The sequence below is a fragment of the Aminobacterium sp. UBA4834 genome, from assembly GCF_002400205.1.
GTDB classification, from domain to species: Bacteria; Synergistota; Synergistia; order Synergistales; family Aminobacteriaceae; genus Aminobacterium; species Aminobacterium mobile.
This window is the reverse complement of sequence record NZ_DHFC01000015.1, coordinates 1-18932: the sequence shown is the minus strand read 5'-3', so window position 1 is coordinate 18932 and position 18932 is coordinate 1. Positions and strand designations below refer to the sequence as shown.

Sequence of the window (18932 nt, the reverse complement as noted above, 5' to 3'; positions counted from 1 at the left end):
TTTACGATTAACAGGAGGGGGTGGGGCACAAAAAAGCGTGGGAGAGCGTAAGAAAGGGAGAAGTTGTTTCCAGTGGAATTTATTTTTTGTATCAGAACGGACTCGACTTAAGATTGCACCACAATAGGTTTACGACGTTGAAAAAGGAGGAGATGGTAAAGATGAAAAAGTTACGCCGTGGAATTTTGGTAGTCTTTTCTTGTTTGCTAGTAGTCCTTATGACAATGTCTGCTTGGGCGTGCACTGATATTGTAGTAGGCAAAGATGCTTCTGCAGATGGCTCTGTTATTACATCTCATACGGCGGATGGCGCTTTTTACGATGCAAGAGTTCGAACAATCCCTGGGAAAACCTTCCCCAAGGGGAGCAAGGTTGATGTCTTCTGGAATATTGGTATGGATGAAGACTCTGAGCCAGTAAAAATAGGCGAGATTCCGCAGGTGGAGAAGACGTACACCTACTTCCATGTTGGTTACCCTTTCATGAATGAGCATGGTGTTGCTATCGGAGAAAGCACCATAGGGCAGAAGGAGGAGCTCAAAACCTTCCGTCCTGATGCTCGGGCTCTGTTAACCATCGAACAGCTCGAAATTTTTGCCCTTCAGAGAGGGAAAACAGCTCGTGAGGCTATAACTGTCATTGGAGAACTGGCCGAGAAATATGGATTCCTTCCCTCTTGCGGAACAGAAGGAGAGAGCCTTACGATCACTGACTCAGAAGAGGCTTGGTTGTTCGAGATTCGCAGTGCTGGATTTATGTGGACCCCTGATAGTGGCAAGCCTGGCGCAGTATGGGTAGCCCAAAGGGTACCCGATGACTGCGTATTAGTTGTTCCTAATATGAGCCGTATTAGGGAAATTAATGTGAATGATAAGAAGAATTTCATGGCTTCAAAGGATTACATGCAGCTGGCCATCGATAACGGTTGGTACGATCCCAATAGCGGAAAACCCTTTATTTGGCAGGAAGCCTACTCTCCTCTTACAGGAAATGACGACTGGTCTCTTTCTTCCATGTGGATCCGCAACCGCCTCTACACCCTCTACAGTCAGCTTGACCCCACTCGTGAATGGGATCCCTACGCTGAAACCATGAGCTATCCCTTTGCTGTTAAACCTCAGAAAAAGCTTTCTGTACAGGATGTAATGACGATGCTTCGTGGCCATATGGAAGGGACTCCTTTCGATATGGCTGCAGACAAAGCATGGTATGTCCGTGAAGGCGACAATATGGTGAAGAGCCCTCTCGCTACGCCCTTTGTTACAAAGGATATTCGGAACCTTCTCAACATACCTTATAGCAGACCTATATCAAAGTGGGATTGCGCATATAGCTTTGTCTCACAGGTTCGCCCCGGCTATCCTGCTCCTGTAAGAACGGTTCTCTGGTTTGGTTATGACAACCCCCATACCACATGCTACGTTCCTATTTATTCGGGCGTTCTTGAGACAAGGGAAAGTTGGAGAACGTTCGATCGTAACGCTTTCAGCCTCAACTCTGCACAATGGGCGTTTATTCTGGCTGATGATCTTGTAAATCGCCGTTACCAGGAAGCCATGGAGGATTTAAAAGCTGTGCGAGATCCTTTAGAGCAGGGATTTGCTAAACAGGTTTTGGAAATAGATAAAAAAGCGTTGGAACTCGCCAAGAAAGACCCAGCCAAGGCTCAAGAATATGTAACAAAATTTACGAACGAATGTATGGAAAAAACAGAAAAAGCTTGGTGGCAACTGAACTGGGATCTTATAACGAAGTACAATAACAACAAAAAGAAATAACATTTAGTTCTTGTAGTTCAAGAAGGCCTTGAGCATCACCTCGTTACTGCTCTAATGGAGAAAATAGCTTTGGGGATTTATGGCCATGACCATGTTTTTCATGGCTCCATTGCGAAAGGCGGAACCGAAATAGGTTCCGCCTTTTCGTGTATTATAAGACTCAAGGAGGTGAGTAAATGGAAGGAAATGTAAATCTTTATAATCAGCAGACAGCAACTCTTGAGGAAGAGGTGATAGAACTCCTTTCTTCTCAGGGGAATGTGCGAATAGAGCGCATCCTTTCTATGGGGCAGGCTTCCCCAGAAGGATTTTGGTACGATCAGGAAGAGATGGAGTGGGTGTGTGTCCTTGAAGGACAGGGTGTTCTTCAGTGGGAGGATGGAAGCAAAAGGGTCCTTGAAAGAGGAGATTGGATTATGATCCCTCCCCATGTTCGCCATCGGGTTCTTTCAACAAGCGTAACCCCACCATGTATATGGCTAGCATTTTTCTGGAAGTATGAAAAATGAAATAGGATATTCGCTTTTTGAGTTAATCATGTTACGATATAAGGAAGTTATATTACCCAGGGGGCGTACGTGATGTGTGAAAGAACAGCAACTACGGTAGAAAATGGATCTACATTTAAATTGTCTCTCTTATCGATAGGTCACTTTTTCAATGATCTCTATGCGGCGTTTCTTCCTACTTTTGTTCCTACCATTATTTCTCGACTTGGCATTACTATGGCTCAGGCGGGGTTGTTGAATTCGGTGGTAGGAATTATGCACATATTGCTTCAACCCCTATTGGGCTATGTATCAGATAGAACAGCTCGTTCATATCTTGTGATGGTTGGTCCTATCCTCACCTGTTTGGGAGCTACATTTCTTCCCAGTTCCCCAACCTATGGTATGGCTCTTCTTTTCGTAGGAATATGGGGGATAGGGAGCGCCACTTTTCATCCTCAAGGGCATGGCGGCGTAGGACATGTAGTGCCTCAAGAAAAGCTCACAGCTTCGTTGGCTATTTTTAGTGTGGCCGGAAATATAGGAGTAACGGTAAGTCCTCTTTTTGCCGTGGCGCTGGCAAAACTTGTCGGAATTGAAAAGATACCGTATGTAGCAATAATTCCTGTTTTGATTGTAGCTTTCGCTATTTATCGATATATGCCAGTGTTGAGTCAGGAAGGAATAGCCTTCCCAAAGGTTGAAAAGGGCCTCTTTCGTTCTCTGGCTTCCGTTTTTTCTATTATTTACCCTGTTTGGGCTGTGTCTGTAGCTCGCGACGCTACAAGCCAGGGGATCCGTTTCTTTCTACCCATCCGCATTTCGGCAGAAGGCGGCGATATTAGCGCTGTGGGGACGATTCTCTTTCTAGTCATGCTTTTTAGCACGTTGGGGATGTTGATAAGCGGGAAGCTCTCTGATCGATTTGGTAAGGTTCGTGTTCTTATTTTTGTCCTTATAGCTGGGCCTCTGCTCATGATTCCTGCTGCTTTTATATCGGGGGGTGCTTCTATATTGCTTTATATTATTGGGACGTCTGTTATTAATTCCAGCATGCCTATTACTGCAGCTGTAGCTCAAGAGCAGGTTCCTAATTCCCGCGGCATGGCAAGTTCCATTGTTATGGGGCTTTCGTGGGGGTTGGCCAATTTATTAACTGGGCCTCTTGGAAAGATCGGAGATATTTTCGGCATTACATCTACTATGCTTGTTATAGCGGCTCTTCCGCTTTTGGCTTTACCCATGTTTTTTAAGGAAATTTTTCGAGATAAGAAAGTTGCCAATAGATAAAAAAGGGGGGCTTGCTTGTGAAGGGGCCCCCCTTTAAACGTTCTCTTATCTGCCTTTCTCGGCAGAGGTCCACTTTTGACTTCGTTTTTTCCGAGGAAGGTTTTCAGGTTCCATCGAAGCCCCTTCTTTTTCAAAAAGAGCTGCAACTCCTCCCGAAGAAAGTTCTTTTTGGTGATTGCAAATAGCAGTGCAGTGTCCACCACATTTACTTTGGTTGTCATCTGGTTCTGTATAGACTGTAAGAACTCCCTCAAAATTCCTGAGGATGGTTTTCCGATCTGAACAGGAGACAACATAGTTTGGCATCACCGGAATTTTCCCTCCGCCGCCAGGAGCGTCTACTACAAATGTGGGTACAGCCATACCTGAAGTGTGACCCCGTAAGAATTCCATAATTTCAATGCCTTTCCCTATGGACGTTCTGAAGTGTTCTATTCCTTGTGAGAGATCACATTGGTATATGTAGTATGGCCGAACACGAAGCTTTAAAAGTTGTTGATTTAGTTCTCTGAAAATGTAGGGGCAGTCATTGATCTCTTTGAGGAGCACTGATTGATTCCCCAGAGGAATGCCTGCATCTGCAAGTTTGCGACAGGCTTCTGATGATTCTGGGGTAATTTCCTTAGGATGATTGAACTGAATATTCATCCACAAAGGATGATATTTTTTGAGCATGTTACATAGGTCATCGGTGATCCTCATGGGCATAACTACAGGGACTCGAGTGCCGATTCGTATAATCTCAACATGAGGAATGGCGCGGATTTCCTCCAATATAGATTCAAGCTGTTGGTCAGAAAGAGTAAGAGGGTCGCCGCCTGAAATAAGAACATCCCGAATAACAGGAGTTTTTCGAATGTAGTCGATACAGGCTTCTATTTCTTCATGGCTTCGAGGATGATCTGTTTGCCCGGCAAAACGTCGTCGGGTGCAGTGCCGACAATACATGGAACACTGGTCTGTAACAAGAAGCAGGCACCGGTCGGGGTAGCGATGAGTGAGCCCTGGGACAGGCGAATCTATTTCTTCATGGAGAGGGTCTCTCTGGTCTGTTTGTGAGATCAATGTTTCCTGCAAGGTGGGGACACATTGTTTTCTAATAGGACAGTTGGGATCGTTCCGGTCCATTAGAGAAGCAAAATAAGGTGTAATAGCCATGCGTAAAACATTCAGGCTTCTTTTTATAGTTGAAAGTTCGCTTTTTGTAAGGGAGATAAGTCCCTCTAGTTGCTCCACACTTGTAATGCGATTAGCGAGTTGCCAATGCCAATCGTTCCACTGCTCCTCGCTAACCTCTCTTCGTAAATCTCGGAGAGCGGGCATCTTCTTTTTTCCCTGGTCATTTTTCCGGGTCCATTGGCGGACGTCAGAAAGGGACGCCGGTGTTTTTTCCACACTATCTCGAGGCTTTAATTTCCTTGGTGTAGATGACAAGGTCATCACCCTCCCCGTAAAAATCATGGATTCGTCCACTTTCTATGTAACCGGCTCCAATATAGAAATGTCGTTGTCCGGTATATTCGCTTCTACCAGATGTTTCTACTCGAATAACAGCCTTAGAATTGTGTTTTAATAACTGCTGCTCCATTTTTGAATTTAGAAAAATCCCTAACCCTTGACGCTGGTAGCAGGGATTTACCACTATCCAGTAGAGATCCCAAGCGAAACGGGTTATGGGCGTAGGTCCGTAGATCAGGAAACCTGCTAAGACTCCCTCTCTGTATTCCTCCAGCACGATATAGTCTTTTGCAGGGTTTGACTCGTATTCTGTAAGAACTTCTCGCAGAACAGAAAGCTCTTCTTGTGTAAAAGCTTTTGTTGCTTCTGCAATAGCAATATACGTTTCTATGTTCATGATTTAGCCTCTTTTATATGGTCTTTTAACGCAAGATTGACTATATGGCAGATCAAATCTTCGTAAGACCTGCCCCCTTTCGTATACTGACGGGCGAAACCACTATCTCGAGTTAAAGCGGGGTTGGGGTTCACATCAATAACATAAAAATGTCCATCTTTTTCGCGTAAATCAACCCGAAAGTAGCCTTTACAACCAACTATAGCTGCTGCCTTGGCGCCTATTCCGATAATTAATTCTTTTTGAGTAGCAGGCAACTCCAGATCTTCTGGGCAGAGTCTCCAGTCAGGACTCTCCTTATCCCATTTCGCCTTGTATGTAAGAAATGGCGTAAGAGCAGGATAGCGATCGTAGTCAAGAGTGGAAACGCCCACTACTTCATAAGGATCATTTCCTAGAAAAGCGATGCTATACTCAGATCCGCCTAAAAACTCTTCTACAAGCAGGCCATCTGGGAATTGGGGCAATTTCTTTTGAAGTTGCTCTTGTAATTCCTCATAGTTTCGGACGAGAGATGTTTCGTCGATACCTACGCTCCCATCTTCTCTAGAGGGCTTAATAAATAGAGGGAAGGGCCATTTTTTTTCGCCCATAGATATGGAGGAATAGGAAGAGGTAATGCATATCCCCCACGGAACGGAAATACCTTGTTGGCGTAGACGCAGTTTCAAAGTCCATTTGTCGAGACAAAGGCGAAGGGCATATGAGGGGTTTCCGGTAAAAGGGATACCTCTTTTTTCAAGAAGCTCACAAAAATCTGCTTCTTGCCAAGGCTGGGAGCCGAAGCCTTCAAAAAGATTAAAGATACACATATTTTGAAAGTTTGCTCCTCGTAAAAACAGGGAGGAAGGATTATCCAAGTCATGAGGGGTAACATCGAGATCGACTACAGAGTAGCCCCTCGACGTTAAAGCACATCCTACCTCTTCTCGGCATATAAGGCTGTCAAGAAGATCTTGGCGCTCTGTTTTTTCTTTTGCTGCGGCTATAAGAAGCCGCAGGGTGGTACTGGGAGGCTCGATATTCTGTTCGACGCTATGCATGATTAGTCCCTCTTTTCGGCACAGAGGGGTTCTTCCAGCCTGGATGTGTCGAGTCCATATCTGGAGAAGGCCTCGCGGAGGATGATTCGAAGAAGATCTGAATATTCTCCTCCGCTGAGGCGATAAAGGATAGGAAGGTCACTATACGCAGGTGACAACCCAGGCAGGGGATTGATATCGATAATATGAGGTTGATCTTTCTCATCAAGCCGAAAATCAATACGTGCAATATCCCGCAGCTCCAAGGCTTCGAAAGCGCGAACTGCCAGCTTGGCAATGTCCTTCCTTAGCATGGGCCCGAGGGTATCGGGACCGTTGTATTGAATTCTTTCTATATAGTTTCTCTTCTCTTCAAGAGAGTAGAGAAACATTGCAGTCTCTTCTTTGGGAGTAATAGACATCATCCCAATACACTCTGGCTTTATGTTTCCAGCTACTCCAGCAGTGATTTCTATGCCGGGGAGGTACTCTTCGGCGACAGCGGGTTGCTTATATAGGTTCCATATCCTCTGAACCCTGTCAACAAGCTGCTCTGAAGAGTCCACAATAGAGTCATGAAATATTCCTTTTGAGGATCCTTCCCAACGAGGCTTTATAATATATTGCCTGTGGTGCTTGAAAAGGACTTCCAAATTATTGAGGTCAACAGGCCTTTTAAATACCCTATTCTCTGGAACGGGTAAACCCGCGCTTGCAAGAAGTCCACTCGTAAGTACTTTATCTAGGGAGAGACCTAACGATACAGAGTCGGATCCACTAAAAGGAATCTCCAAACTTTCAAGAATACACGGAATCTGTGATTCTCTGCCTCGAGAGGTACCCCGTCCTTCTGCTAGATTCAAAACAAAATCGGGCTCAACAGAGAGTAGTTTTTGTATGAGAGTGTCGTTCTGTTCAAACAAAAAAGCCTGAAAACCATACTCTCCAAGTTCTTTAGCAATGGATTCAATGGTTTCCAGGTTGTCATATTCCTCGTAGAGATCATCAGGTTCATGATCTTTCGCTTCACAGCGTAGATTATAAGTAACTCCTATCTTTTCCACATCTTTACCGTTTGAAAAATTCGGTAAAGGATTTTCCCGTTCCTCTCCAAAGATGTATTCCATTTTTTAACCCCCGATAACAATAAAATATTTCCCCTTTTCCCCGCAAAGGGAGGTTTCTCGCTGATAACATTTGGCGTTTTTATAAAGCCTATTGGCTCATTTTTCCCTCCTCAAAGCGGTTTTTAATCGCCTATTTTATCGTGGGTTCTTCTTAAGCGGATTATATGCTTTTTGTAGGTAAATACAATAGGGCAATCTGCAAATCTAAAAAAGGCGGGGCCTTGCAAGACCCCGCCTGAGAGAGATCAGAATCGAAAAAGAGCAGCTACATTTTCCTTGTCGGGAATGTTCTCTGCAGGAAGAACATAGACGCGGCCGCCACGAAGAAGGGAATGAGTTGCTATAAAATCAAGGAGGTCAATATCTTCGACTTTTTTCTCTTCATGAATAGTGGCTTTTACAGCCTTTTCATCAAAAGATCCCCAAACATGATTCCCTAAAGCAACGAAGACAGTATCTATTTTCCCTATATATGCTGCCGCAGCCGTTTCTTCTACATCTGTAGATGTTTTCCCAGTACCCTTCATTTCTATATATAACTCGGCAAACTTTTGTTCCTCTTTTTTAAAGAAAGGATGAACTATTTCCCACCCTTTCTCGCCTAATTCTTGAGGGCTCAAAAGGTCAGGATTCCCGTTAATGCCTTCATCCATGAGGCAAGGATATGTATTAGCCTCTTTATAGAGAGGTAAGAGAAAATCAACACCAGCGAGGACCAATGGGGCTTGTCCTTCTCCAAGGAGATTGCTGATCCCCTTATCTATTTTTTGAAAAAATTTTAGTATATATTTTTTCTCTACTTCCGCTCCCCATCCTTGGCTATGCATAATATATCCTTTCCCACCAGGTTGATCGGGAGTTACAGCGTGATATTGGAACTGACGTTCCGGAGTATCGAATCCGAGGGCTTCTATTATATCCTGAGGTAAGCTCTCAACATCTACTTCTCTAGCACTATAGCGGGTTCCCTCTATGAGTCTGATACCCTTTTGGCTGATCCCAAGGACATAAAATCGTCCCTCTCTCCCGAGAAGTGGGAAAAGGGGTTTTATGTGGAAGTGGTCAGAGGTCACAATAACATCGTGAAATTTTATGGGTTGATTAAAAGTAAGAAAGATGTCTGGAGATAAAAAAAGGGCGAGTCCTTCGTTCAAATTTTGCCAAAAGAGAGAGTTGGCAAGAAGCTCTCTTGCGGGATTGAGGAAGGCTCGAACATCTTGTTCTTTCATGCCAAGTTCCTTAAGGCGTTGCTCGCCATTTTGAAGCATGGATTTGAAACGGATTTGCCCCTGCCGAGGCTCACCAATAGCAGGGTTCCCCATATAGAGAGATAAACACGGTCCCTGACCTTTTTCTACAAGACTCTTCAAGTTTTCTCTGGTCAGTATTTTCATATAGAATCCTCCCTTCATATATGACTCATATATGATTTCTCATTCATACGAAGAAATAGGGGAGAGGAGTGTCCCAATACTAGAGACAAAAAAGGGGGTATCCCCCCCCCTTTTTTGTCATGCGCTTTTTATTCGATGGTTTTGAAAACTTTTGCGCTAGCGCCACAAATGGGGCACGCATCTGGAGCAGATCCTTCTTGAACATAACCACAGATTGGACAGAGATAAAAATCTCCATCCTCTCCTTTTTTCATGTTTTCTAAAGCGTGTTTATAAAGGTTCCCATGAACTTTTTCTGCTTCGTTAGCAAAATTAAAAGAGCGGAGAGCCTCTTTTTGTCCGTCAGCTTGAGCATCTTTAATAAAAGCAGGGTACATTTCTGTAAATTCATAAGTCTCTCCTTCAAGAGCTGCCTGAAGGTTCTCTTGGGTGCTTTCTACCCCGCCCATAGTTTTAAAATGACTCAAGGCATGAAGAGTTTCTGCTTCTGCGATGGTTCGAAACAGCTTTGCAATTTTAGGATATCCCTCTTTTTCTGCCTGCTCGGCAAAGGCTAGATATTTCCTATTTGCTTGGGATTCTCCTGCAAAGGCTGCTGCTAAGTTTTGCGTTGTTTTCGATGAACTCATATGAGTAACCTCCCTCATTAAAATTCTATGTATATTATACCAGGGAACCGTATTCTAATCTATGAAGTAGTAAGAAGAATAATCGCCTCTGGGTTAATAACTCTGAAAGTAAAGGATTCAGTAAGGAAGAAAGTCCCTTTTTGCCCTTCATTTCCAATATAGCCCAAGGAAAAATCTTGTCCCACTATAAGCTCCATATCTCCGCCTCGAATGGAGACGAGAAAAGATCCTTTATCGTGAGAAGAGAGAATGACAGGTCCACCTAGAAGATCCTTCAGGTTTTTAGCTAGCGGGTAACACTCGGTAGCAGAGTGAAGCTTTTGCCAAAAAACTGGAGAAGCTACAAGAGCATAAGGACCTGATACGCCATCCTCTTGGAAGCGATAAAGCCCTTGGCTTACAGTTTCAAGTATTCCTGTTGCGGAAGGCGTTTTTATAGCGAGAGAACGGCCATGTCCAGCTTGTAAGAGACCTTCTATTTTTGCAGATGGAAGGCCGGTATAAATGGTTTTTTCCTCAAAATCAGCAATGTGTTTCGTAGCTTCTTCAAGAGGGGTGAGGTCAGGATTTTTTAAGCCCCGGGTAATGTTGTCGAGCTCCCAAAGGTCAAGGTCAAAGACAGCTCGTGCTTCTATAAGAGGTAAGACTTCGTGGATTCCGTACATTACACCTTTTGGGGGCTGTTCCTTTTGTATCTCCAGTCTGCCGCAAGAATGGGCTGCATAGTTCCATCCTTTAGGCCCTGTTATGTCTACGAACTTCCGGGCAGAAAGGCGAGTTTCAAGAATTCGTTTAGCTTGTTCATCCATTTCATGCCATGCTTCCGCACTTACCATTTCGGTTGACCTTCTAAGTATATCCACGTGGAATCCCTCCTTCTCTCTAATAATAATTCTCTATCGCTTAAGACTGCCTATATTGAGGGTTCCTGAAGATGCCTCAATCTTTTTAGCAGATTCCTCTGATCCGGTTTTTTCTATTTGGAGTAAGGGTTTATTTGTGAAAAGATATTGACGTAATTCTTTGTCCCAGCCAGGCATATGGCGACGTAGCCATTCTATAAGCATAGCGGCATGTTCTATTTCCTCATCTCTGTTGTGCCCAAGTAATGTTTTAAGTTCCTCATCAGTAGTAGCGTTAACTCGCTGGTTGTACCAGTTAATCGCTTCAAGCTCCTCTTGCATGCTTTTTAACACCATAGCGCAATGACGAGTCAGAGTATCCAATTGCTCTACAGGTTCTGTGTACTGCATTTTTCCACTCCTTTCGACAAAAAAGGCGGATAAGCCTTTTCACAAGCCTACCCGCCGATCCCTTAATGAGCGTCCTCACTCTTTATCTCAACAACTTTGCACTCTTCAGGATGTTTTTTCTCGGTAATCTCTATAGTGAGAATGCCGTTTTTATACGACGCATGGGCGCTGTCTGGATCCACTTCTTCTGGAAAATGTATCACTCGAGATATATTTCCATAATATCGTTCTGCCCTGAAGTAGTCTTCTTCTTTCAGCTGCCGTTCATCGCTTCTTTCAGCGTTCAAGACAAGCCTGTCTGGATAAATTTTTAAGTCGACTTTCGAAGGATCAATGCCAGGAAGCTCGAATTCAGCAATGAATTTACCATCTTTACGATATATATCGCTTCGAGGGACAGCTACTGGGGAGTACCGCTCTTCCATCCATGGAAATGCAGAGAAAAACTCATCAAAATCTTTCATCATATCGTGCATCATGGATTCCATCCTGGAACCCCAGGGGCTTAAGGGAAACATCCTTTCCAACGGCCTTTTCATTAAAGAACGCCTCATTTAAGCGCACCTCCTAATAATTTAACTTATTTTGACCTTTCACTGTTTATTATATAGGTCAGTATTGGTTAGATCAATGTGTATGTGAAGTAAATAATCGTAATTGAAAAAGACTATTCTTTAAAATGCCTTGCGACATTAATTTTTTGTGGTTTTTTGCATCTCTAAAAGGTAGTGTATAATTAAAAATACAATTGCGGTTCATTGAGGCGAAGAGAGGAGGAATGAACAAGTGAAAAAATCAATAGGCATTCATATGCCTGTCTACCCGGCTCCAGTTCTTATTATCGGGAATTACGATGAAAATGGCAAGTCGAATATTATGACAGCAGCATGGGGAGGAATTTGCTGTTCTATTCCCCCATGTATCAATGTATCTCTACAAAAGAGCCGATACAGCTATAAAAATATTCTTGAGCGAAAAGCCTTTACAGTCAATATTCCGTCAGAAGAATATGTAAGTGAATCAGATTATTTTGGGATGGTTTCTGGCCGGGAGCAGGATAAGTTTGAAGTCACAAATCTAACCCCTATACATGGAGAAAAGGTAAATGCTCCCTATGTGGAAGAGTTTCCTATTTCTATGGAGGTGTCGCTTGATACAGACTATAGAGTTAGGTTCTCATGTCATGCTTATTGGAGAGATTGTCAATACTTTGGTTTCTGAAGGATGTTTAACAGATGATAATTATCCGGATCCCATAAAGGTAAAGCCCATTATTTTTACACCCAAGTTTCGTCATTATTATTCATTAGGTAAAGATTTAGGAGAGGCATATGTTTTAGGGAAAAAGTTTTTTAAGTAAAGTGAAAGAAATATGTATTGCTACGCAAGCCTGCGACCCTCTATCCGCAGGCTTATATTTCTTAAATAACCTTGTTATTATTTACGATAGTTTCTCTTAACAGGAGGTAGTTTTTAATGGTGATGGGGTTAACAAAGAACGTTCCATTTATGAAAAAAGATCCTTCAAATGATGGGGTGTTACCTATAGGGAGTCTTCCTAGAAGAGACGAGATAGATAGGCGGTATCTATGGAAACTTGAAGATATTTACTCTTCTTCAGAGTCTTGGGAAAAAGATTTTTATCATCTAGAAGAAATGCTCCCTCGATTTAGTGAGTTCCGCGGTGCTTTGCATCTCTCTGCATCTACCCTTTTAGGAGGTCTCCGCCTTATGGAGGATGCAGAAATTATTATGGGTAAGCTCTATGCTTATGCTGTGATGAGAAGCCATGAAGATATGGCGAATAAAGCTGCTCAAGCCTTGGCAGAGCGGGCAGAGCTCTTGCTTGTAAAACTTTCTGCCGCTGTTTCCTTTTATACGCCAGAAATCTTGGAGATGGACGAAATAAAGATTCGAGAATTTATGGAAGAGGAGAAGGAGCTTCAAATATATCGCTTCTTTTTCGAAGATCTCATGCGCTCTCGGCCTCACACTCTTTCCCCAGTAGAAGAAGAGCTGTTAGCGAGATCTGGGGAAATAGCTCGAGCTCCAGAGAACATCTTCTCTCTTTTTACGAACGCCGATATAAAGTTTCCTACTGTAACTGATGAGGATGGGAATGCAATAGAGCTAAGCGAGGAGCGATATATTCGCCTTATCCGTTCTCAGAATCGTAACGTTCGTCATGAGGCGTATGAGGGGTTATTTCGTACTTATGACCAATATCAGAACAGTTTAGCTGCCATGTATGGGGCGAGCGTAAAGGGGGATATTTTCTACTCCCAATCCAGAAAATATAGCAATAGTCTTGAGGCAGCTCTTCATCCAGATAATATTTCTTCGTCTGTGTACGATATGGTTGTAGATACAGTTCGAGACAATCTTGAACCTCTTCACGAATATGTACAGTTGAGAAAAGAGGTCCTGGCTCTTCCTGAGCTGGCTATGTGTGATCTCTACGTCCCTTTGGTAGATGAACCTCAAAAAGAAATTTCTTATGAAGATGCGTGTAATGTGGTTCTAGATGGTCTCCGACCTTTAGGCGAAGAATATGTTTCTATATTAAAGGAAGGATTTTTGTCAGGATGGATTGATGTATACGAAAACGAGGGGAAGAGAAAGGGAGCTTATTCCTGGGGGAGTTATGGCACTCATCCTTACGTTCTTTTAAACTATAACGGAACGATTCATGATATGTTTACGATTGCCCATGAAATGGGGCACGCCATTCATACATGGTATTCTCATAAGCATCAGCCTTATGTCTATGCCGATTACACTATTTTTTTAGCAGAGGTGGCTTCCACTACAAACGAAGCGCTGCTTCTTCAATTTCTTCTTAAAAACTCCCGGAAAGATGCTGAGCGACGCTACCTTTTGAATTATTCCCTTGAACAGATCAGGACCACCGTTTATCGGCAGGCGATGTTTGCTGATTTTGAAAAAATGACCCATAGCATGATGGAAAAGGGAGAACCTCTTACGGCTGATCGTCTTTCAAATATATGGCATGAATTAAATGAGGCTTATTACGGTTCTCATATTAGTGTGGATCACCTTATTGATATTGAATGGGCCAGAATTCCTCATTTTTATAGCGCATTTTATGTTTATAAGTATGTAACAGGTTATGCTGCCGCTACATCCCTTTCTCAAAAGATTTTAAGAGAAGGAAAAGACGCTCAGCGTCAATATATTGAGTTTTTGAAGAAGGGGCGTTCCGCTTATTCTTTGAATATTCTCAATGAAGCAGGAGTAAATATGACGACTTCTCAGCCTCTTCTGGATACGATAGCTCTCTTTAAAAAGAACCTTATGGAAATGAAGTCTCTTTTATAGGTAGACGCCTTTTGCGAAGCAATTAATTATTTCTATTTGAAGTAAAGAGAGCCCTGTTTATTTATGAAAGACACTTTTAAATGCTAGATTTTCTGTCCAACTTTTGGAGTGTTGAACAGCGTCTAAGGGCTCTCTTTTTAATGTCTTTCCTTATAGCTATAACAGCTGCCACATCATCAATGTCAGAAAACTACAGTATGTAATGAAGGAAATAAGTTACATATGTTCCTTTTTGTAGTCATTAAACAACTGTACAAATTTCCCACTGAGCAATAGAAGGGCGAGCATATTCGGAAGGCCCTCTATCCCTGTAGAAATATCTACTATTGTCCACACAAACTCTACGGATAAGCTCACTGCAATGAAAGGAGGAATCAAATATATCCATCGGAAAAAACGCACTGCTTTTTGCCCGAAAAGATAAACTACAGATGTTTCATATTCTATATAGTATCCCACCATTGTAGAAAATGCCGCAAGTAAGACTCCTATTGCTACTATTCCTGTTCCCCATTTCCCGTAAAATTGCTGGAAGGCTGAAAACGTTAGTTCCACTCCATTTAAACCACTGTGCCAAATGTTCGGAGCTGCAACAAGAATAACGAGAGCTGTCATAGTGCAAATGACGATTGTATCTATAAAAACTTCAAAGGCTCCAAATAGGCCTTGTCGTATAGGATGGTCTGTTATGGCTGTAGCATGAACCATTGGGGCGGAGCCCATGCCAGCCTCGTTAGAGAACATGCCTCGAGACATTCCTCTTTTCATTGTTAGTAAGATAGCAGACCCTGCAAATCCGCCTATTGCCGGAGTAGGGCTAAAAGCACTTTTGAAAATGAGAACGAGTGCATTGGGAAGAGCCGTAATATTGGCTATTATAATAACGAGAGAAGCGATTATATAAAATAAGCACATAAAAGGCATAAGTTTTTCACAAAAAACACCTATTCGTTTAAAACCGCCTATAATAACAAGAGCTGTTAGTAACACTGCAACAGTAGCTGTCCATATTGGTGGAATATTAAAAGCCTCGCGCATGGCCATGCCCATTGTGTGGGGTTGAACCCATACAGCAGTACCAAGAGCTCCTAAAACCATCATCGCTGCAAAAAATTTCGCTAAAGGTTTCCATTTAGGCCCCAGGCCTTTCTCTATATAGTACATAGGGCCGCCATAGTAATTTCCCTGACTATCTTTTTCTCTATATTCTACGGCAAGTGAGACCTCTACCATTTTTGTCATCATTCCAAAGAAAGCGACAATCCACATCCAGAAAATAGCGCCTGGTCCTCCCATGGCGATAGCGGTTGCTACTCCAGCGATATTGCCATTTCCGACAGTTCCCGCGAGGGCAGTAGAAACAGCCTGCCATGGCGTCATAACTCCTTCGCCTCGATTAGTTTCTTTTCGGAATACCTTGCCTAGCGTGTTATTCAGGATATATCCCAAATGAGTAATTTGGAAAAAACCTGTTCGAATACTAAAAATAAGACCGCATGAGAAAATAAGAATCATCATTGGCCAACCCCATAAAACACCTGCAAACCAATTGCAGAAGCGCATTTAAAGTTCCTCCTTATTTTTAGTTTTTGTGCAATACAAAATAAAGGGAAGAGTTCTTCTTCCCTAAGGCTATGCAGAAATATTTTTAGTGAAAATATTAGTTGGATATCTCCCGACAACTTTTTGACACAACCTTATTTTCGAGTCGGGAGATGCACGAAGAGTTTTTTTATTGGAAACCCCGCATGGTTCACAGTTAAATATGTCTATTATGGACAAAAATTTTAATAGAACTTGTACTCTAACGTAAAAAGAAAATACCTATATAAAGTTCTAAGAACATGTAGTTTATTGCGTTTTTAAGTGCCCAACTTAGATCTACCTCAACTTTAAAAAAACTTCATCATATCAAAAACGCAAGAGACAACTTTTTAGCTTTTTATAGTAAAAGAATGAGATATATTTCTCTTTCTTGCATATAAGATACATCGGATATTATTAATTGCAATAATTATTTGCCAATCAGTTTCATAATAAAAACATTATAAATAAAGAAAGCCCTTGCTGTACCCGCAAGGGCTTTCTTTATTTAGAGATGGGGTAATATGATTTATTACTTCTAGTATATACGCTTTGTTCCCTTCTTCTTTGTTATTTTGTATAAAAACAAGATTAAAGCGATAGTTTTTAGTCTTTCGCACTATAGGCTGTTCCTAGCACTTCTGAAGCAACTTTTTCAGCAATTTTCCCCATTTCCCAGCCTGCATAAGAAAATCCTTTTACTGTGGAGTGAACGAGGAAGATTTCGCGGTTTATACTATGAAATCCTCGTAGAGGGAGTATCACCACTTCTTTATGTTGCACGTCTTTCCTTACCGCTATTTCTGTTGCTATTCCAATGCCGATACCTTGAGAAACGAGCCCCGTAAGAATCTCCTCATTATCTACCTGTATCAATTGAGGTATTTTAAGGCGATAGTTAAGAAAAAAGTCGTTTAAATAATAATAAAGAGCAGTCTTATTCGTATATGTAATAAAAGGTTCCTTTAAGAGATCAGAAGGATGGATGATCGTACGTGTTGCCCATGGATGATCAGGAGAGGCAATAAGGACAAAGGGGCTTCTTCCAAGAGATTTAAGTGTACAGGACGAAGGAGGGGAAAGAAGAGGGTTACATCCTAAAAAGGCAAGCTCTATTTCGTCTTGTTCGATCATAGAAAAAAGCGTTTTTTCAGAATTTATTTTCAAACATATCTCTATGTGAGGAAATTTATGGCGAAACTCCTTAATTATGAAAGGAATGATTGTCTTCGAATAAGAAGCAGTTGTTCCTAAATGGAGTTGCCCGTATTTTAGTAATTGCATATCGCGAAATTTTTCTGGAATAGCATCTGCTCGTTTTAAGAGATCGCATGCAAGCATATAGAGAATTCTTCCTTCAGGCGTTACTGCGAAACTTCGCCCTCTTCTGTTAAAGAGCTTAACGTCATAATTTTTTTCTAGCGCTGCAATATATTGACTTACTGAAGGTTGAGAAAGAAAAAGTTTTTCTCCAGCTCGTCGGAAGGATCCTTCTTCAACTGTAGTGCAAAAAACCCGTAATTGGTTTAAAGTCACGAACTATCCCTCCAATATATAATTTTTATTATGCAATACATGGTTGAATGATTATTATATCTAATCATAAAAGATACACCCTTATTTTACACCATATAATAGAAATTAGTATTTAAGTTTGTCGAAACTGGATGAGGAGGCAAAAAGAAAGAATTTAATATGTGCCGAGATGCACAATGTGCCTTATTTATAATATTTTTATTATGTAATTGATTGGTAATTGATTATTGTAATTAATAATAGGTGATGTATGTTTATATCACACGATGTGGGGTGAGACTCTTATGAAGGGAAAAGAAAGAGAAACAGATCTCATTCAATTGTGTCAGGAGTTAATACGACGACCGAGCTTGTCAGGTAAAGAGAGAGATATTGCCCATTACATTGCAGATGTGATGAGGTTCATCGGTTACGATGAAGTTTCGATTGACTCTCTTGGGAATGTAGTGGGTCGCATTGCTTTTCATGCTCCAGGTAAGCGTCTTCTCTTTGAATCTCAAATGGATCATGTTGATCCGGGGACTCTTGCTGATTGGAGTTTTTATCCCTATGGGGCATTTATAAAAGATGGTTGTATCTATGGTCGAGGAGCTTCAGATCAAAAGGGATGCCTAGCCGCTATGGTGATGGCAGGGGCAGAGTTAAAAGATAAGTTTTATAACACCTTGAAAGGCGAACTCGTGGTTGCGGGGACCGTGTTTCAAGAGCGTTTTGAAGGTATTGCGTCTCGGTCTGTAGCTTCTGCTTTTCCTCCAGATTATGTTGTTTTAGGGGAAGCTACGGATCTAAAGGTAAAACGTGGTCAGCGGGGACGGGCCGAAATAGTAATTGAAACGCAAGGACGTATGGCGCACTCTTCTAATCCAGAGCTAGGTTCAAACCCAGCTGATGCCATGATATCAATTCTTTCTTCGATTTATCAGTTCTTTACTCCCTCCTTTAAGCCTTTTTTTGGGGAGAATATTCTCGTTCTCACAACTCTTCATACATATCCTGATTTGGGGACAGGACTTGTCCCCGAGATTTGCCGAGCGATTTTTGACTTGCGTATTTCTCCAGATGAATCTCCAGAATCTGTAATTGAAAAATTTGGAATTTTCATAGATCAAGTGAAAGATTCCTTACATGGAATTAAGGTTAAATTTTTTGTCTCTGAAACAGAGGAACGAACATATACTGGGGCTCCCATCAGAGGAAAGCACTTTGCCAGAGCGTGGGTTTTATCACCTGAGTCGGAGTATCTAGAAAAGGTTCTGAATGCTGTTAAGACTTTAGATGTGGAAAGTAGATTATCAGATTCTCCAGGGTTAGGTACTAATGGTTGTTATTATGCGGGGGAATTAGAAATTCCTACAGTTGCTTTTGGCCCTTCAGGAGAAGGGCAAGTCCATAGCATTGATGAATACATAGAAATAAATGATCTTTTACGTGCCTTTAGAGGATATGAGGGTATTGCTAGGGAAGTTTTAGCCTGAGGCGATACGAGGGGAATTTGTTGCAAGAATATTTGAGTATGTCGACGTCGCGACTCGGAACACTCTAAAAATCAGCAGTTGTTTAGGAGGGGAACATATGTTTGAGCAGGGTTGGAATATGCTTGAAAAAACAGATAATGCTATAGCCGATATCATAGCCCG

The 18932-nt window shown here is 42.0% G+C and carries 17 protein-coding genes; 6 read left to right on the top strand and 11 right to left on the bottom strand.

Translation table 11 applies throughout. From position 1 onward, the window contains the following. Positions 1-161 precede the first annotated feature (161 nt). The 3 genes from B3L97_RS05275 (at position 162) to B3L97_RS05265 (ending at position 3556) form a co-directional block, all read left to right on the top strand. Entirely contained in the window at positions 162-1778 is a 1617-nt protein-coding gene (locus tag B3L97_RS05275) for a dipeptidase (RefSeq protein ID WP_286934484.1), read from the top strand. Positions 1779-1954: 176 nt separating this feature from the next. Continuing rightward, positions 1955-2287, top strand: a complete 333-nt coding sequence (locus B3L97_RS05270; RefSeq protein ID WP_024822846.1) for a cupin domain-containing protein — start codon at positions 1955-1957, stop codon at positions 2285-2287. Positions 2288-2359: 72 nt separating this feature from the next. After that, complete coding sequence (locus tag B3L97_RS05265; protein ID WP_286846276.1) at positions 2360-3556, top strand: MFS transporter; 1197 nt, start codon at positions 2360-2362, stop codon at positions 3554-3556. A 45-nt stretch (positions 3557-3601) separates the two neighbouring features. Here the strand turns inward: B3L97_RS05265 and ablA are convergent, their stop codons facing one another. The 9 genes from ablA to B3L97_RS05220 all read right to left on the bottom strand — a co-directional run bounded on the left by ablA (position 3602) and on the right by B3L97_RS05220 (position 11390). Then, positions 3602-4990, bottom strand: a complete 1389-nt coding sequence (ablA, locus tag B3L97_RS05260) for a lysine 2,3-aminomutase (protein WP_334104076.1) — start codon at positions 4988-4990, stop codon at positions 3602-3604. Then, positions 4953-5411 carry a GNAT family N-acetyltransferase gene (locus B3L97_RS05255; RefSeq protein WP_286934483.1) on the bottom strand — a complete coding sequence of 153 codons (459 nt, stop codon included), beginning with the start codon at positions 5409-5411 and terminating at the stop codon, positions 4953-4955. The genes ablA and B3L97_RS05255 overlap by 38 nt, the downstream gene beginning before the upstream one ends. Continuing rightward, positions 5408-6454 (bottom strand): D-alanine--D-alanine ligase family protein, encoded by a 1047-nt coding sequence (locus tag B3L97_RS05250; protein WP_286934482.1) that lies wholly within the window; start codon positions 6452-6454, stop codon positions 5408-5410. Before B3L97_RS05250 ends, B3L97_RS05255 begins: the two co-directional genes overlap by 4 nt. Positions 6455-6456: 2 nt before the next feature. Continuing rightward, positions 6457-7560 carry a D-alanine--D-alanine ligase family protein gene (locus B3L97_RS05245; protein WP_286846272.1) on the bottom strand — a complete coding sequence of 368 codons (1104 nt, stop codon included), beginning with the start codon at positions 7558-7560 and terminating at the stop codon, positions 6457-6459. A gap of 245 nt (positions 7561-7805) precedes the next feature. Further along, positions 7806-8954 (bottom strand): hypothetical protein, encoded by a 1149-nt coding sequence (locus B3L97_RS05240; protein WP_286934481.1) that lies wholly within the window; start codon positions 8952-8954, stop codon positions 7806-7808. 128 nt (positions 8955-9082) lie between these two features. Then, positions 9083-9583: a rubrerythrin family protein gene (locus B3L97_RS05235; protein WP_286846268.1), complete on the bottom strand. Its 501-nt coding sequence runs from the start codon at positions 9581-9583 to the stop codon at positions 9083-9085. 59 nt (positions 9584-9642) lie between these two features. Further along, positions 9643-10446: a family 1 encapsulin nanocompartment shell protein gene (locus tag B3L97_RS05230; protein ID WP_286934480.1), complete on the bottom strand. Its 804-nt coding sequence runs from the start codon at positions 10444-10446 to the stop codon at positions 9643-9645. A gap of 33 nt (positions 10447-10479) precedes the next feature. After that, positions 10480-10836 (bottom strand): encapsulin-associated ferritin-like protein, encoded by a 357-nt coding sequence (locus B3L97_RS05225; protein WP_024822855.1) that lies wholly within the window; start codon positions 10834-10836, stop codon positions 10480-10482. 62 nt (positions 10837-10898) lie between these two features. After that, positions 10899-11390, bottom strand: coding sequence for an Hsp20/alpha crystallin family protein (locus tag B3L97_RS05220; RefSeq protein ID WP_286846265.1), 492 nt, complete (start codon positions 11388-11390; stop codon positions 10899-10901). 232 nt (positions 11391-11622) lie between these two features. Between B3L97_RS05220 and B3L97_RS05215 the strand changes: the two genes are divergently transcribed. Continuing rightward, positions 11623-12057 (top strand): flavin reductase family protein, encoded by a 435-nt coding sequence (locus B3L97_RS05215; protein WP_286934479.1) that lies wholly within the window; start codon positions 11623-11625, stop codon positions 12055-12057. 255 nt (positions 12058-12312) lie between these two features. Further along, on the top strand, positions 12313-14175 hold the full coding sequence (gene pepF / locus B3L97_RS05210; RefSeq protein ID WP_286934478.1) for an oligoendopeptidase F: 1863 nt from the start codon (positions 12313-12315) through the stop codon (positions 14173-14175). 216 nt (positions 14176-14391) lie between these two features. Here the strand turns inward: pepF and B3L97_RS05205 are convergent, their stop codons facing one another. Beyond that, positions 14392-15738: an alanine/glycine:cation symporter family protein gene (locus tag B3L97_RS05205; RefSeq protein WP_286934477.1), complete on the bottom strand. Its 1347-nt coding sequence runs from the start codon at positions 15736-15738 to the stop codon at positions 14392-14394. A gap of 627 nt (positions 15739-16365) precedes the next feature. Then, positions 16366-17295, bottom strand: a complete 930-nt coding sequence (locus B3L97_RS05200) for a LysR family transcriptional regulator (protein WP_286934476.1) — start codon at positions 17293-17295, stop codon at positions 16366-16368. A 284-nt stretch (positions 17296-17579) separates the two neighbouring features. Here B3L97_RS05200 and B3L97_RS05195 point away from each other — a divergent pair, with 284 nt between their 5' ends. Beyond that, positions 17580-18770 carry a YgeY family selenium metabolism-linked hydrolase gene (locus B3L97_RS05195; protein WP_286934475.1) on the top strand — a complete coding sequence of 397 codons (1191 nt, stop codon included), beginning with the start codon at positions 17580-17582 and terminating at the stop codon, positions 18768-18770. The last annotated feature ends 162 nt before the right edge of the window (positions 18771-18932 follow it).

What these genes read in the sequence shown, in the direction of transcription:
- B3L97_RS05275 (WP_286934484.1), top strand. Translation starts at nt 162, where the DNA reads ATGAAAAAGTTACGCCGTGGAATTTTGGTAGTCTTTTCTTGTTTGCTA.
- B3L97_RS05270 (WP_024822846.1), top strand. Translation starts at nt 1,955, where the DNA reads ATGGAAGGAAATGTAAATCTTTATAATCAGCAGACAGCAACTCTTGAG.
- B3L97_RS05265 (WP_286846276.1), top strand. Translation starts at nt 2,360, where the DNA reads ATGTGTGAAAGAACAGCAACTACGGTAGAAAATGGATCTACATTTAAA.
- B3L97_RS05255 (WP_286934483.1), bottom strand. Translation starts at nt 5,411, where the DNA reads ATGAACATAGAAACGTATATTGCTATTGCAGAAGCAACAAAAGCTTTT.
- B3L97_RS05250 (WP_286934482.1), bottom strand. Translation starts at nt 6,454, where the DNA reads ATGCATAGCGTCGAACAGAATATCGAGCCTCCCAGTACCACCCTGCGG.
- B3L97_RS05245 (WP_286846272.1), bottom strand. Translation starts at nt 7,560, where the DNA reads ATGGAATACATCTTTGGAGAGGAACGGGAAAATCCTTTACCGAATTTT.
- B3L97_RS05240 (WP_286934481.1), bottom strand. Translation starts at nt 8,954, where the DNA reads ATGAAAATACTGACCAGAGAAAACTTGAAGAGTCTTGTAGAAAAAGGT.
- B3L97_RS05235 (WP_286846268.1), bottom strand. Translation starts at nt 9,583, where the DNA reads ATGAGTTCATCGAAAACAACGCAAAACTTAGCAGCAGCCTTTGCAGGA.
- B3L97_RS05225 (WP_024822855.1), bottom strand. Translation starts at nt 10,836, where the DNA reads ATGCAGTACACAGAACCTGTAGAGCAATTGGATACTCTGACTCGTCAT.
- B3L97_RS05220 (WP_286846265.1), bottom strand. Translation starts at nt 11,390, where the DNA reads ATGAGGCGTTCTTTAATGAAAAGGCCGTTGGAAAGGATGTTTCCCTTA.
- pepF (WP_286934478.1), top strand. Translation starts at nt 12,313, where the DNA reads ATGGTGATGGGGTTAACAAAGAACGTTCCATTTATGAAAAAAGATCCT.
- B3L97_RS05205 (WP_286934477.1), bottom strand. Translation starts at nt 15,738, where the DNA reads ATGCGCTTCTGCAATTGGTTTGCAGGTGTTTTATGGGGTTGGCCAATG.
- B3L97_RS05195 (WP_286934475.1), top strand. Translation starts at nt 17,580, where the DNA reads ATGAAGGGAAAAGAAAGAGAAACAGATCTCATTCAATTGTGTCAGGAG.